The sequence below is a fragment of the Prosthecochloris marina genome (assembly GCF_003182595.1).
GTDB lineage: Bacteria > Bacteroidota > Chlorobiia > Chlorobiales > Chlorobiaceae > Prosthecochloris > Prosthecochloris marina.
The window spans coordinates 265,690-281,027 of the sequence record NZ_PDNZ01000001.1; the positions used below are offsets into that span (position 1 = coordinate 265,690).

Genomic DNA, 15,338 nt, shown 5'->3' on the forward strand with positions numbered 1-15,338 from the left:
TTTTTGTAAACTTACAGCTTTCAACAATCGGGAGTAACTATATGGAACCATCGTTTTTCGCCTTGCTCGTCACAACATTCATTACCGGTATTGCCGGGGGCGTACTGCTCGGCAAAAAAATCAAACCTGCCGCGGACACCATTTCCGAAAAACCTGTTCGAATAGGTCACTCGAACATAAGCGGACGAGGTGCATTTGCAACCCGCAACATAAACAACGGAGAAATCCTGGAACGCTGCCCGGTTCTCGAGCTCAGTGAAGAAGATATCGGAGGAGAACTGCTGAACTATGTATTTTACGGAGAAAACGAGAAAACAAGATTGGTCGCAATGGGTAACGGTATGCTTTTCAACCATTCCTCTTTCCCGAATGTCGCCTACTATCTCGAAGAAACACCGCTCGGCTCTGAACTCATCATTTACGCTCTGCGGGATATACGAAAAGGTGAAGAACTTTTCTACAATTACGGCAGTGAATGGTGGGAAACTCGAAACATGAATGAAATCGCCTGAAAAAACAAATCATTCCAGTTCCTCTACAACAACCCCCATATTGAATATGAGCACCATGTTACCGTCGTGTGCAAATTTTATCTTGTTCCCGTACTCTGTAGGCTCGATGTCAATACGTCCCTCATAGATTTTAACCGGTTCTCCCGAAGCCGAGTAAACCGTTACCTTTCGCTTCAGGCCAACCCATTTGGACTGAAAGTCCTTGACACCTCGCTGAAATTTCTGCGAACAGCCGCCAAGCAGGAACATCGTCAGCAAACATACAATAGCCGTGGTCTTTATTCCCTTGGTTTTCATTATAAGCGCTGCTTCAATATTTTTTTCATACTTTCATCATCCAGTGCAACAGGGTTGCTTTTGCTACGTGTACGCGAAACAATACCATCAATATCTTTCTCTTCAACACCGTACACCCCAAGTTTCGGAAATTTCAACTCATTTTCCCAGGCATCCAGCTTTTTCAACAAGGCAAAACAGCTTTCTTCATCATCCAGTGAAGGATCGGAGCATAGCACTCTTCCTACCTGAGCGTACTTGGCAAGAAAACGATTGGGATCGCAACCCTTTTCACGAAGCTGTACCATATTCTCCATGGTTGCCGAACCAAGCAGTGTAGCACAGAGAACTCCATGAGGAATGTCAACGAACCCGCCAATCGAGGATGCAAATCCATGAACAATACCCAGTCCGGCATTAACAAGCGCAATACCGGACATCAATGCCGCATATGCCATCCCGGACCGTGCATCAATATCCCTTGTTTCAGCCTGGCAGGCCGGGATAAATGACCTGGAAAAACATTCGAGACCGCTCAGAGCAACCGCATCGACATAAGGTGATCCGAAAGGTGACACAAAAGCTTCAATCAACTGCGTCAATGCATCCATACCGGAAGAAACCGTAAGCCAGCCTGGCATATCGAGCATAAGCTTCGGATCGATAAGAACAGCTTCGGGTATAAAAGCAGGGTGACGGAGAGAGCGCTTGTAACCGCTCCAGCCAACTTTGCTGATAACAGCATTGTTGGTTGCTTCACTTCCGGTACCTGAAGTTGTCGGCACGGCGACGAACGGCACTTTCGAACCATCATGAGCTCTGTAACCGGGTAACCCCTCGATGTACAACTCTACAGGTTCTTTCTTCATAAGCATTGCCGATATTGCTTTTCCGGCGTCGATCACACTCCCGCCCCCTATCGCAACAACAACATCGATACCCGTGTTTCCATAGTCCGCAACAGCGTGGTCAACAATTTCAGGTGAAGGCTCTCCGGAAACCGTATACTGGCGGAACCAAAAAGATTCAGTCGACAAACGCTCGAGGAGAAGAGAAAAATCCTCCGACTGTCGGAAAGACTTCGCACCGGTTACAAGGAGAACCTTGCTTCCAAATTCACCGATCAGAGCCGGAAGTTGAAACAGCTTCCCTTCACCGAAAAAAACACGAGGCTGACGAAACAAGCCAAAATCAAGCAGAGCCACTATTCTCAGAATCTACACCTTTCACCAGAACCGGCAGCATTAAAACAACCCCAGTAATAAGCGAAACTGCACCGAAAGGAGCAACCGCTTCTGCCGCAGTCAAACCGATTCCGGCAAGATATGCTGAACCTGAATGCAGCAGACCCCCGAGCAGAAGCCAGGAAGCAATTTTTGAGACAAGCGGCATCCTTGCGCCAAATCGATAAATCAGGTAGCCAAACAAGACATTGATCAATGCTTCCAAACCACCGTGCGAATGCGCTGCCGCAAGCATTTCACGGACAGGACTATCCATCCATAGTGGATCCTGCCCCATCAACATATTCACCAAAAACATCCCAAGCCCGAGTGTCAAAACAAAGTAGGCCGTGCCGACAACAATGTTTTTCTTTCCTGCGATATTCATAGTCCCTCCTTGACCATTTAGGGTGTTTACATTGGTTTTTCACTCCATACAATCTTCCCGGTTGGATCGATATACGCTTCCTTACCTTTGAAAGTCACCTTTGCGAGTCCCTTGTGAAAACTCTCCGCACGACTGAAACGTGGCTCGATAACCATCGCACCCGATGTATCAACGTACCCCCACTTCGTAGTTTTTCGTACCGGTGCGAGCCCACAACAGAACGGTTTGACCTCTCTGTACTCCAAAGGTACGATCTCTTTACCGCTTTTATCGATGAAGCCCCACTTAGTACCCATCGCTACGCGGGCATATCCACCGGAAAAGTTTTCAGCCGTATCATAACGGCAGTTTACAACGCTGGCGCCTGTTGTATCGATAAAGCCCCATTTACCGTCTGATTTAACCCTGGCACGGCTTTCGATAAAACTCCAGGCATCCTCGTAGCTGGGCTTTATAACCATTGCGCCAGTCGTGTCGATGAAGCCCCACTTATCCCCGACCTTGACTTTCGCCCTGCTTCCCCAGAAACTGTCAGCTTCTTCGTACACCGGAGGAACAACAAACCTGTTCGTTTTATCAATATACCCCCACTTTCCATCTTTTTTAACCAAACCCAGTCCATGAGCAAAAAAATAACCGAGCTCGTATTCCGGTTCGATCACCATCCGCCCTGTTGTATCTATCGCCCCGTATTTTCCGTCAATCATCACAAAGGCCAACCCTTCGGAAAAATGATAACCGAAATCATATGCCTGACTTCCTATCCGTGCACCACTCTTTTTAATATAGATCTGCTTACCATCCACGTGAACCCTTGCAAATCCTTTTTTGAAGGGGGTTATCTTCAGGTACTCCGGCTCGATGACATACCTGCCCGTCGAGTCTATGTAACCCCACTTTTCACCGACTCTGACCGGAGCAAGACCATCGCGAAAGACATAAGCGATCTCGTAGCGAGGCTCTATCACCATTTCCCCGTCAGGATTGATGTACCCGAACTGTCCCCCTTCATAGGCAACATAGAGGGACTCGGGAGGAACAGCACGTGCCTCCGCTATCCTCTGATCCACTATATTCCTGCCGTCCAGGGTACACCCCCCGACCAGAAACACCAGTCCCGCTGACACTATCCAGCGATACAGACGATCAATGCCCTTTACCTTCTCTTCGGCCAACACCGCACCCTCCTTTTCTTATCATTGTCGCTCCACACTCGGAACATTTCATAGAACGGCATGGAACACCAGGATTGTGCTCTGCCTCGTACCCGCATTTCGGACACAAACACAACTCCTTTTCCGCACCACCGGTTTCTTCACTTTTCATAAACACACCTCCTTCAAAGACGATTGATTTCCCGTACACAAAAGCTTCGGCAACCTTTTTATGCGCAGACTCAAGAATGCGCCCAAACGTTTGACGGGACACATGCATTTTTTCTGCTGCTTCTGCCTGATAAAGCCTCTCGAGATCCGCCAACCTGATCGCCTCGAGCTCATCGACCGTAACGACAACTTCTTCGAGCTGACTTCTCGGGGTATTTTGTGGCTTGAAACACCGAACTCTCGGCATATCCTCGACTCTCCGGCAACTTTTCGGCCTCCCTGCCCCTTGACGCCTCAATCTAGCAACCATAACAGGATTTTTCTCTTTTGTACTTTCGATAACACCCCAAATTTAAATGAGGTAATTTAACAACAACCGGCAGTTTTGCGAACATGCCGGTTGTTACGCACATTCTCGTTGAAACTCAATCCTCGACACAAATTTCAGCTTTTGAAATCGCATTGGCCGTCACAACGATCAGAATCAGAATAACCAAAGTCAGAACCGCAAGTTCGAACAAAACAAGATTCTTGTAGAACACACTATGCGTCATGTGAAACATCACCACTGTCGCAAGCGTCTTAGCTGCAAGCGGAAAGGAATATGCCCACCAGGAAAGAAAGAAATTGATTTTTGCGAGAATCTGAACCTTGAAAAGAATCAGAATAAACATGAAGAGTGAAAAGTAGTACAACACTCTTGCAAATCCGTCAAGTCCTGCATCATGCCCAGCAAGTCCGGCAAGCTTTACGTAGGCTATAAAAGCAATCGCAGGTGGAGCGAACAAAATGAATAGCGTGGGCAACAATCTATCAGGAATCGGTGGATGGAAAATCATTCTGTACATCACGATGGTAAACAGCGCTATCCAAAAAACAAGACCCACAGAGAAAAAGAACCAGGAAATCTCGACAAAACCATGCGGAACACCTGCAATAGGCACAATAAGTGAACCAACTATGGGAATGAACCATCCCGGAGTCATATGCTCTATTTTGAAATGCGTATGCCTGATCCAGATTGAAATAATGACAATGGAAGCTATAAACTGCAGGATCGCACCCGTTACCCAGAGATAGTAAGATACCTGCATATCACGATCGAGATATGCAACACTCAGCACAAGGAATATTTTTGCAACCAGCGGAAAGAAGTTGATCTTGACCGGATGGTTGAACTCCTTGGCCAGTGTACCGGGGTGCCGCATCAACTTAGCGGCATAAGTCAGCCCAACAAAAACAAAAAGGGCGATCGTTATATACACCAGTATCGTTGCCGGTGTTTCGAGAACAGGAAGAATACCTTTTCCATCATGTCCTCCCACTTTCTGAACTGCAAGAGAAAAACCAGCCATGCCGAGAACGATAGCAAAAAACGTTATATGGAAATTTTGCAACCGAAGGCTCTTTTCCTCTGCAGCTGTCACTGCATTGTTGCTCATATCGTCTTTATTTGATTTTAAGGTTGAAAAATATTACTCATCGACTACGTTGGTCACAACTTCAAAATCCGGCGCTTCCTGAATATGCTTTTTCACCGCGCAGAGATTAGCGGCCTTTACCAGAGCATCGTGATATTTCCGGGGAAAATCTTCCGGAACCTGGATTTCCAAAGAGATTTTCTCGATCCCCTTACCACCTTCCTTCTTATGCTGCTTCTGCACAATACGGATATTGTCCGTTGGAATGTTTCTCTGCTCACAGAATGAGTAGACATACACGCCGGCACAGGTTCCTATCGAAGCGAGAAAAAGCATGAACGGTTCCGGCGCCGTCCCCTCTCCTCCGTTCCTCTCTGACTGGTCGGTTTCAATCGTAAAACCGCGATATGCCGCGTTCACTTTTTTACCGCCACCGGAAGTTATAATCATGGTGTTATGCATGACAGTTGCTCCTTTTTCCTGATTAGTATAAAAGATAAAAGGCCCCTCTATTAATTTGCTTCGCACCATGATCACTTTGTTGTTCGGCACTCGAAACCCTCATGTACTTGTGTACATCCCGGTTTCTCTGGCTCCGTTCGCCTCGTACTCATAACGCTCGCGACAATGTATAGAGATGCCCTAAAGTTATTTGCGCCTCATATATTCCTGCATGAATATGCACTATTTTAACTGAAAAACAAGAGCGCATGATACACCTTACCAGAGCAGCAGCACAACAAAAGCAATTATAAGCATATGCCCGATATTTCGCAACAGGAAAAAACAAAATCATAAAAAAACGGATCCGTAATCTAATCGGCATGCCGGCGCCTCATGCAATAATAGCAGCCGTCATATGATTTTCACTTGCCGACAGATCATACAAAGGGCAGAAAGCCCTGGTGGACTCATGCATTTTCGACAGCTGCCGGCAATCAGGAGGGTGCAATGCATGATGAGAAACGGATAACCATTGAAAAATTCATGAAACAGCTGTACAGCCTTTTTTGCAAAAGCCCTATGGCTACCGCCCCACATAAGCAAACCTACATTACAACACTCGTATTGAGAATTGCCCTACTGACGCTATCCAGGAAAATTAAAAACGGGACATGAAAAACAATGCACCTGCACCCCACACCAACGCTTCGGTGATTTCGCTCGAAGCACCGAGAACATCACCGGTAACTCCCTGAATTTTTTTTAGACTGAGAAAACCGCTGAGACCTGCGCTCACAGATGCAACAAGCAAGGCAAAGCCAAAGGGTAGAAGCATACCGTCAAAAAGAACGAAAAGAACGATAACGGAGACGGAGACGGAAGAAACCAAATGCGGTAAACCGGCACCTTCGACAAAGCCTGAAGCCGTTCCACCTTCACTACGTGCATATGGAAGAGATGACGCAAGCAATACCTGAGACAAACGGGCGAGCACAATTCCGGATACAACCCAGTCATACAAACCGAGAGAAAGAAGTTTGACAAGAATAACCCACTTGAAGATAAAAAGCAGGACAAGCGCCAGAGCACCGAACGAACCGACTGCCGAATCTTTCATGATGCGCAGACGCCTCTCCACACTTCCCCCACCGAAAAAACCGTCAGCGACATCGGCAAAACCGTCGACATGAATCCCTCTCGTCGACAAAACACCGGCAAGCAACACTCCAGCCGCTGCAAATTCACTCCAGCCAAAAACCATTAACAGATAACCTACCCCCGCCTGGATCAGCCCAAGCAAAAGACCAACAACGGGAAACCAGTGAAAAGCGTTACAGAAACGAGTCGCCTCTTTTCCCGGTACAGGCAGCACCGTCAACGTGCGCAATGCAGTTACCAGACCTCTCAAAGCATCTTCATTGATTTTTCCAGAAACAACATAACAGCAGCGACAAACGCTTCAGGAACCTCTTCCTGAGGAAGATGACCGCAATTGGGAATAACCTCGAGTTCCGCCCCGGGAATCTCTCTGGCCAACTTGAAACTTTCTTCTGTTTTGACGGTCAGATCGTGTTCACCGGTTATCACCAAAGAAGGAACCTCGAGGTTACCGAGTTTTTTTTCAAGACCAAGGTGATGTGTTTCAAGAAAAAGCTCCCAGAAAGCTCTCGACCAGTCTCCGATCATAAGGTCCTTCCTGAAGGCTGCCAGCGTTTCGTCGCTCAACAAGGCCTTGTTATACCAAAAACCACGAATATTCCTGTCGTACAGTTTGGTTATAAGAAACTTCATGAGCCTTGAAAATACAGGGCTCATGCCTGTAAGCAGCGGTTTCAAGAAAGCCGGTACTTCACTGGTGGCATACCCGCTGTACACCATTGCACCAACAAGCACAAGCCCCTGTACCTGCCGAGGGTGCCGCAAGGCCACCAGCAAGGCCAGTGTCCCCCCGGTTGAATTACCGACAAGAATCGCCTTTTCATGGCCAACCTCTTCGATGAGCCTTACAACCAGATCACTTTGAGCTTCCGGTGAATAGCGAACATCGTTTTCCGGTGAAGGAACCGGGCGTGAAGTCAACCCGAAAGCCGGGCGGTCGAAAACCAGTACTGTTGTCTTCTCCGAAAGAGGAGCGACAACATCACGCCATGAACGAACACTGAGAAAACTCCCATGAAGGAGTACAATCAAAGGCTCTCCTTTTCCGAAAACCTTGTAATGAACCCTGAAACCTCCGGATTCGAAAAAGCGGCTGTCGGAATCAGCATATTTTTTCTGGAATTGCAGAAATGCATTCATGAGCGTAGATATCAGGCTCTATTGACGTTCCGAAACGTTGGCCCCACTAAAGGTAGCCATTTCATTGTAAATCTTTATCGCCCCCTCGATGACCTGCATGGCGAGCACCGCCCCGGTTCCTTCTCCAAGACGCAGATCAAGATCGAGAATAGGCTTGGCCCCGAGCTTGTTCATTATGATTTTGTGCCCCTGTTCATTGGACAAATGGCTGAAAAAAAGATAATCACTCACTTGACATGAAAGCTTCATCGCCGCAACTGCACCGGCCGATGAAATAAACCCGTCGACAACCACAGGCATCCCGACCGATGCCGCCCCGAGAATAAGACCGCAGATACCAGCGATCTCAAATCCGCCAAGAGACGCAAGCGTTTCCAAAGGGGTGCTGAGTGATCCTCGGTTGGTTTCAATGGCACGTTTGATGACCGAAATCTTATGCTCGAGCATCGAGTCGTCAATCCCGGTACCACGACCGGTAATGGATTCTACAGGAAGATCAAGCAGGACAGCGAACAGAGCTGCAGCGGAAGTGGTATTGGCTATGCCCATTTCTCCTGTAGCAAGCAGATGGTACCCATCCGCATAAGCCTCTTTTGCAAGATCAATTCCGACCATAACCGCCTGCAGAGCTTCATCGACAGTCATGGCAGCTCCCTCTGCCATATTTGCAGAGGCTTTTCGAACCTTGCACTTTCTTAGGCCGGGATGGTCCGGAAAATCATGGTTCACACCAATATCGACCATATCAAGTCCAGCTCCGGCATGCCGCGTAAGGACATTGATCGCCGCCCCGCCGTTCAACATGTTATACACCATCTGCGGGGTTACTTCAGCCGGAAAAGCCGAGACACCTTCCACGGCCACACCATGATCTGCCGCAAAGCAAAAAACTTTCTTCTTTTTCAGTATCGGACAATCGGAACCCGTTGCAAGAACATACTTCATCGCAATCTCCTCCAGACGCCCAAGACTACCTTTTGGCTTGGTGAGATCGTCAAGGTGTGCCTGAATTGGTCCCCTCAATGAATTATCAACCGGCTTGATATTGCCGAGAACCTCTTGTAACTGATCGTACATATACTCCACTGTTCGTTATTATTATAAGAAAGAATGAATAGCCGCCGCCTCATATACATTTATGTCAGGACTTCATAGAGCGGTTCCGGAGATCCCTATTCCCTACGACCTCTTTCCTAAACCCTAAACCCCATTACCCAAGAGCCTTACTTCAACTTTACCGGCAAACCGCTACAGAGCAACCATGCCTCGGTTGAAGCACCAGCCACTTTCTGGTTGATGGTGCCGGCTATATCACGAAATTTCCGCGCCATTGCATTTTCAGGCACGATCCCCATCCCTATTTCATTGGATACGAGAATAACATTACAAGGAGGATTTTGCAAAACAGCAAGCAAACGATCGACATGATTCATGATTATTTCATCCGACCCGAGCTTATACAAAAGGTTTCCTGCCCATACAGTCAAGCAGTCGACAATTACAACATCGATCGACGACGGTATAACACGCAAGGTTGCATCTATATCGACCGGTTCTTCAAAGGTTTCAAACCGATCGCCCCTCTCCTCGCGATGTTTATCGATGCGCGCAGCCATCTCTTCATCAAAAGGTTCGGCTGTAGCGAGAAACGCTTTCTCAGCATATCGTTCTGCGCGTTTCAGAGCAAATGAACTTTTACCGCTTCTCGCACCACCCGTAAGAAAAACAACATCAGCCATAGCGAAACGAATTTTATATCAAAATGAAAAAAAGTCTCTCATCAATACGTTCCTCGAAATAACCATACTTGTAATTAAAAAAAACAGAACCCCATAACAGCATAGACAAAAAACTTCACCTTTCGCTCCGAATTGAGACCGTATTCTCAAAACGAAACCTCTTCCGACTCAAAACAAAACAGTCTTACGCTAAAAATAACGCCCCAGACAAAACCAAACGTGAGCCAAATTCACCACATCAACCAGAAACATCAAATCAGAAAAAGCTCCAAAGCATTTAAAAAAAATATCATATAGCAGAGAATTTGCATTCTCTTCATATAATAAACATATCCACTTTGCCTGATAACAAAAACACGGCACAATATTTGCACACATAATACATCGAAAAGCAGTAAATGATTTTATCAGTTAAAAGTGTAATCATTTCAAAAACAAAAAAACAGGGAGACTCTATTGAAAAACAACTCAAAAAAAACACTTGCAATTGTTACCCTCGCAGCATTACTGCTTACCTCTTTTGGTAAAGTCGGCCATGCTACTGTTGTATCGGGAGCAACAGGTTCTACGGATGTATCCGTAAACTTGAGCGGTATCGTCATCCTTCATTACATTTCCGGCATAACCCTTAATTTCGATAACTTATCAGGAGTAGGCATCGATGAGGGAGTTGGCACATGGGATGTCACCTGGGCCGATGGCGAAGCTTCCGGCACTGCAGGTCTTACTAATAGCAACCTCGACTCATCTGCCTCTGAACCAGAAGATGGAAAGATAACGGTGCATATTCCCAACGTCTGGGCGGTACGCGGCATTTCCAGCTCAGGCAATGCAGAGGTATCAGTTGCGCTCACCACCCCGACTATAACGAACACAACATCTGGCTCATCTGCGACAATCACGATTACAGCTGCCCAGGTCAAGCATGGAAGCTCTACAAGTAATGGATCCAACCCAATCAATGTTCCGCTTGGAGGTATACTCAAATCACAAGCCGAAATCGGTGATGTCAACCTCACCCTTGATATGAGTTCTGCCAATGCAACGGGAACATACACAGGGGGAGTATACACCATAACCGCTGAAGCAGTGTAATCTTTTCTCAAGCACCCCGCTCATGGCGTATATGGTATCAATTATATGCAAGAGGTTCTCCAACGAGAGCCTCTTGGCGTTCTTTCTGGCAATAACCGTTATTGCCACTGCTGTGCTACAGCCGTCAGACTCTTTGGGAAAAGATAATAACGGCTATATATCAGTCCGTTTCGAAAAACGCATCAGGTTCATGCCTATGATGCCGGGAGAGATTTTCAACAACAACCATCATGCATCAACCTATCTTGCAGACGAGGGCTCTTTTTCACCGGACGTCACCTGGGATGGCACCATCGTTGAGCCTGCTCTTACAACCAGTAACATAAAACGTGTCTATGACACCAAAAAATTCTCGCGATGGACACACTGGCAGGATAGCAACCGTTCCTGCCTCTGGAAGATCACCATTTATGACGACGATGATGATGATGACGACAGCGATACGAAATGGAATCGTGTTCCATCGATCGATGTGGCGATAGATGTCGAAGACGACTACGGCAGAAGCGGAAGACTGAGCCATGTCTCGGATCGACGCTCGTGGATCAAGGTGAAAGTTTTGGAAACCCGTACTATTCCTTGGGATGACGACGATGACTACGATGACGACGACGAGGATACAACCAGATTCTGTGGATGGGCTCATTTTTCTTTTAATATTTCCAAGGCCCGCCGCTCCGGAGAATACACGGGAACAGTTCATACAACGCTAACCTTTTTATGAGTTATAATTATAATGACATATCGTTTTTTTCTTTCCGTTTTACTCTTGTTAGCCGTTGCTTCTTTCAAAGATCTGTATGCAGAGGATATAATACCTCAGGGACAGGTGGGGCTGTCGCCGGAAATTTTCGAGGATATCCGTATCGGCACAAAGCCGGTGAACGAAACCATCCGTTTTTATAACTTTAAAGATAAACCGGTCAGGGTTGAGGTCAGCGTTCACAACTGGACCACCGACACCAGTAACAGGGTCAAACTGCTGCCACCGACCACTCAATCGCTGGACCAGTGGATGACCATCAATCCCCTGAACTTCACGGTACCGCCGAAACAAAACCGGCCCATACGGTTCTCGATTCGGCCGAGAATGCAACCTGAACCTGGCGAACATCGCGCAATAGTGTACTTCACAGAAATTCCTGCTGAAAACGACACGACGGCGCAACAAACCATCAGGACAAGGTTCCGGCTCGGTGTCGGGGTGTACGCAATTGCCGACCCTGCAGAGAAAAAGGCCAAACTGCACGCCTTCCGTCTGGACAGGAACACACTTCTCGCCGATATCGAGAATACCGGCGACATCCATGTCAGGTTCGGCGGGCGCTTCGCCATCTGGAAGGAACAGGATTTTCCCGGAAGCAGCAACCCGGACAAAGTATTTCCGAAGAACAAGGAAAATGAGAAGCCGGACGGTCTCGCCGCTAGAGGCCGTCTCAACCGCTTTCCTGTGCTGCCGGACACAAGGCGAACCATTGCAACCGCATTGCCCCGTATGGCGGAAAACGGCAACTATATCGTCGCCGTTCAGGATACACTAGCCGGAGTTCCCCGTTTGCATACGTTCAAGCTTACCCAGTAGCACCCCAAACGTAACATGCTGATTCGATGGGTAGCAACAGCACAGAAAACGATATCTGCGTTCCTGACGCTCGGTATGCTCTTTCACGCACCGCCTCTTTTCGCAACCGACAAGTTATCGGACTCTCCGGAAGAACGAATACCAGCCGACCAGGAGCAACCGCTCGTGGTCGAACTGTTTTTCGACAACCTGTCCGCAGGCATACAGCTTTGCTACCAGCATAATGGCGATTTCTGGATTCCTTTCGAGCTGTTTCAACAACATGCCCGCCTGCCGGCAGTAGAGGACAGCACAAGCAAGATGCGTCTGACGACAACGCTCGGCCCCATCGATTTCGACCTGTCATCCTTGCGGGAGTTCGAAGGAGAACAGTGCGTTTCGTTCACAGCCCTGAAAGAAACCTTTCATGTCCACCCGCTGTTCAACGAATATCTCTACGCGATAAAAATCCTCGTTCCCTGGCGACCGGTTACCTCGTTGAAAGGAAAGAAAAAAAGAGCCATTGAACCCGACATATCCGCCCCTCGTAACTCACTCTCGTTTCTCCACGTCGAAAGCGATGCATCCTACAGCTTTCACGACAGTAACAGTGATTACTTTCTTGAAATAGAGGCCGGAGGACGGATCGGCGCAGGCATGTGGGATATCAGAACAAGAGGATACAAACATGACAAGCTGGCGCTTTCTCAATATCACTGGACAACACTCAGCAAAAACACCGTTCTCAGAATAGGCACAGGAACAAGCCAGGTATACAACCTTGTCAACAATTCCGAATATACAGGCATTCAGTTCGCATGGAACAACCGCAACATATTACAGAATCTGGACGATACCTACTACAGTGACTCCGATGCCCTTTTGAATATCGACCGCACACAGCGCCGGACAATCGAAGGCACCGGCCCACCTGCCGGCATCGCCGAGTTGCGTTTCGACGGACGTGTCGCTGCCCGTCAGAGAATTTCCTTCGATGGAAAATTCATGTTCAGCAATGTCCGCATGACAACCGATCTGAGAATAACCGAGGTTTATATTTACGAGTATTCAACCCTGGAAAAGCCTCTTCGCATTATCGACTACACGCAATCGACATCAAACCGGAGTCTCGCGCGGCATGAAATTCTACTTCATTGTGGTGCAGGACGATCGGGAAATCCTCTCGATGAAGACTATTCGAGCTCCACTTCCCTGACAGGGTTCACTCATATGCTTTACGGACTGAACGAGCGCGTAACGCTCGAAGGCAGCATACAGTATGATCCCTATGCACAATCGATCGGTCAGCTTCTGGGATTTGTCATGTCAGTCGGTTCCAGATGGAATACATCATTTTACGGCGCACAGTCAAACGGACATTACGGAGCCGATGTCTCGATTAACGGCTACGGAAAAACATGGAGCGTTTCCCAGCGATCCCAGTGGAATGAAAAAGGGTTCGGGTTTGATACCAGAGAGCGAAAGCAGCGCCACATCCTGCGCCTGCAGGCACGGCCGTTTTCCTGGCTCAACGCCTTTATCTACGGCAACTATACGCAAGAAAACGGCAGCGTGATCAGCCGTCACCTTCTCCCGGGCGCTCACCTGCAAATCTTTCCGCGAACAAGATTGTCGGCGATACCATACGATAGTGACGGCACTTACCACTATGAAGCGTCGCTGCGGCCACGCAGAGATACCGATGTGCGACTCCGTTACGAAGACAAGGTGATCACCGCCAATGTCGATTACGATTTCAGGAACGGCAGCAACAGCCTGCAATTGTACCACTCTTATGCGCCAAAAAACGAGATGCATGCCTCGAGCGCCTATTTTAGCTGGTATCCCCAAAACAACAGAAATGACCGTATCCGGCTCGGAGCCTCACATATGCATGGCAGATTCGGCTTTTCCGGCTCGTGGAGCCGGGATATCAATACAGGGCTCAGTATCGCTCTATCCTATTACGACAACATGTTCAATGCCAGCGGATTGTCCATTGAAGACAGCCCCTATCTATCGGATAATTACGACAACCACACCATAAGCCTTACCCTCAAATGGGATCTCGGACACTCCGGCAAACGGTTCTATCCCATCAACAGAGCAGCTATAAGCCAGACAAGAGGAGGCATGGCCGGAGCTTTGAAAATCATGACCGACACAAATGTCAGCCAATCGTCGATCAATGATGTCTCAATATTGATAAACGGAAGAAAGCTGGGGCAACGCCAGATTGGAGGCACTTTTTTTGTCGGGAACCTCAGACCGGGTGTATACACGGTCTCGGTCGATCCTGAAAATCTTCCATTAGAAATGGTTATCGAGCAACAGAACATAAAAGTCGAAGTACAGAGCGGAGCCGTTACTGAAGTAAATATACCTGTTTTTACGGAGTATGGCGCCGCAGGCAAGGTATGCACTGCCTCGGAACATATGCTTGCAAATGTACCGGTCAGTATCGTCGATTCAGCCGGAAAAATCGTAAAGCAGACGAAAACCGACCAGTTCGGTTACTACCGTATCGACGGACTGAGACAAGGAAACTACACGGCAAAGGTAACAACAACAAAAGAAGGCGAGCCGGACCATGTGACGGAAACAGACTTTACCATTACTCAAGACTTTCTGTTTGAAGTCGACATTATCATACCCGAGTCCCGGGAACAGCAGTAATGTGCTTCATTCAGACTACTTCTCCGCCCCACAATATCATACCGCACTCGATATGCATCCATAGATACTCTCGACAGAAGATGGATCCCCGGGTCGCGCTTCGCTTGCCCGAGGATGACTTGGAGAATGGAGTCATGCCGCACTCGATGCGGCATCGATACTGAGCAACAGGAAAACCAATGGATCCCCGAGTCGCGCTTCTCGCTTGCCCAAGGATAACCGGGAGAAAGGAGTCATGCCCCGGAATCCATAAAAAGCACCGAAAATCATTGACTGGATCGGTGTTACGAAACCAGTCCTTTGAACATAAAGAGAAGGGATGTTTGAGATCAAGCAGAAATTCAGTACAATATAAGAGAAAGGATAGTATACGAAGTATC

At 47.8% G+C, this 15,338-nt stretch carries 16 protein-coding genes; 5 read left to right on the plus strand and 11 right to left on the minus strand.

Features of this window, described 5'->3' with window-relative positions; all coding sequences use genetic code 11:
• The first annotated feature begins 41 nt into the window (after positions 1-41).
• Positions 42-512 carry an SET domain-containing protein-lysine N-methyltransferase gene (locus CR164_RS01260; protein WP_110022100.1) on the plus strand — a complete coding sequence of 157 codons (471 nt, stop codon included), beginning with the start codon at positions 42-44 and terminating at the stop codon, positions 510-512.
• A gap of 9 nt (positions 513-521) precedes the next feature.
• Here CR164_RS01260 and CR164_RS01265 read toward each other — a convergent pair whose 3' ends face one another.
• From CR164_RS01265 to cobU, 11 genes are all read right to left on the minus strand, one after another.
• The gene (locus CR164_RS01265; protein ID WP_110022101.1) at positions 522-809 is read right to left on the minus strand and encodes a hypothetical protein; all 288 of its coding nucleotides are present in this window, start codon (positions 807-809) and stop codon (positions 522-524) included.
• Positions 809-1,993 carry an iron-containing alcohol dehydrogenase gene (locus tag CR164_RS01270; RefSeq protein ID WP_239994415.1) on the minus strand — a complete coding sequence of 395 codons (1,185 nt, stop codon included), beginning with the start codon at positions 1,991-1,993 and terminating at the stop codon, positions 809-811. The genes CR164_RS01265 and CR164_RS01270 overlap by 1 nt, the downstream gene beginning before the upstream one ends.
• On the minus strand, positions 1,980-2,399 hold the full coding sequence (locus CR164_RS01275; protein WP_110022103.1) for a hypothetical protein: 420 nt from the start codon (positions 2,397-2,399) through the stop codon (positions 1,980-1,982). Before CR164_RS01275 ends, CR164_RS01270 begins: the two co-directional genes overlap by 14 nt.
• Positions 2,400-2,425: 26 nt before the next feature.
• Positions 2,426-3,577 (minus strand): WG repeat-containing protein, encoded by a 1,152-nt coding sequence (locus tag CR164_RS01280; RefSeq protein WP_239994416.1) that lies wholly within the window; start codon positions 3,575-3,577, stop codon positions 2,426-2,428.
• Entirely contained in the window at positions 3,546-4,034 is a 489-nt protein-coding gene (locus CR164_RS01285) for a DUF134 domain-containing protein (RefSeq protein WP_110022104.1), read from the minus strand. The genes CR164_RS01280 and CR164_RS01285 overlap by 32 nt, the downstream gene beginning before the upstream one ends.
• A gap of 115 nt (positions 4,035-4,149) precedes the next feature.
• Positions 4,150-5,166 carry an SLAC1 anion channel family protein gene (locus CR164_RS01290; RefSeq protein ID WP_110022105.1) on the minus strand — a complete coding sequence of 339 codons (1,017 nt, stop codon included), beginning with the start codon at positions 5,164-5,166 and terminating at the stop codon, positions 4,150-4,152.
• 33 nt (positions 5,167-5,199) lie between these two features.
• Complete coding sequence (locus CR164_RS01295; RefSeq protein WP_110022290.1) at positions 5,200-5,607, minus strand: OsmC family protein; 408 nt, start codon at positions 5,605-5,607, stop codon at positions 5,200-5,202.
• A gap of 640 nt (positions 5,608-6,247) precedes the next feature.
• A complete protein-coding gene (locus CR164_RS01300) occupies positions 6,248-6,997 on the minus strand; it encodes an adenosylcobinamide-GDP ribazoletransferase (RefSeq protein ID WP_110022106.1) in 750 nt (249 codons plus the stop codon).
• Positions 6,994-7,887 carry an alpha/beta fold hydrolase gene (locus tag CR164_RS01305; protein WP_110022107.1) on the minus strand — a complete coding sequence of 298 codons (894 nt, stop codon included), beginning with the start codon at positions 7,885-7,887 and terminating at the stop codon, positions 6,994-6,996. The genes CR164_RS01300 and CR164_RS01305 overlap by 4 nt, the downstream gene beginning before the upstream one ends.
• Positions 7,888-7,905: 18 nt before the next feature.
• Positions 7,906-8,964 (minus strand): nicotinate-nucleotide--dimethylbenzimidazole phosphoribosyltransferase, encoded by a 1,059-nt coding sequence (gene cobT / locus CR164_RS01310; RefSeq protein ID WP_110022108.1) that lies wholly within the window; start codon positions 8,962-8,964, stop codon positions 7,906-7,908.
• 146 nt (positions 8,965-9,110) lie between these two features.
• Positions 9,111-9,626, minus strand: a complete 516-nt coding sequence (cobU, locus tag CR164_RS01315; protein ID WP_110022109.1) for a bifunctional adenosylcobinamide kinase/adenosylcobinamide-phosphate guanylyltransferase — start codon at positions 9,624-9,626, stop codon at positions 9,111-9,113.
• A gap of 456 nt (positions 9,627-10,082) precedes the next feature.
• On the opposite strand from cobU, the gene CR164_RS01320 reads away from it, so the two are divergent.
• From CR164_RS01320 to CR164_RS01335, 4 genes are read left to right on the plus strand one after another with little or no spacing between them, the layout of a single operon-like run.
• A complete protein-coding gene (locus CR164_RS01320) occupies positions 10,083-10,721 on the plus strand; it encodes a hypothetical protein (RefSeq protein WP_110022110.1) in 639 nt (212 codons plus the stop codon).
• A 22-nt stretch (positions 10,722-10,743) separates the two neighbouring features.
• Positions 10,744-11,445 carry a hypothetical protein gene (locus CR164_RS01325; protein ID WP_110022111.1) on the plus strand — a complete coding sequence of 234 codons (702 nt, stop codon included), beginning with the start codon at positions 10,744-10,746 and terminating at the stop codon, positions 11,443-11,445.
• 12 nt (positions 11,446-11,457) lie between these two features.
• Positions 11,458-12,303 carry a fimbrial biogenesis chaperone gene (locus tag CR164_RS01330; protein ID WP_110022112.1) on the plus strand — a complete coding sequence of 282 codons (846 nt, stop codon included), beginning with the start codon at positions 11,458-11,460 and terminating at the stop codon, positions 12,301-12,303.
• A gap of 15 nt (positions 12,304-12,318) precedes the next feature.
• On the plus strand, positions 12,319-14,958 hold the full coding sequence (locus tag CR164_RS01335) for a carboxypeptidase regulatory-like domain-containing protein (protein WP_110022113.1): 2,640 nt from the start codon (positions 12,319-12,321) through the stop codon (positions 14,956-14,958).
• Positions 14,959-15,338: the final 380 nt, after the last annotated feature.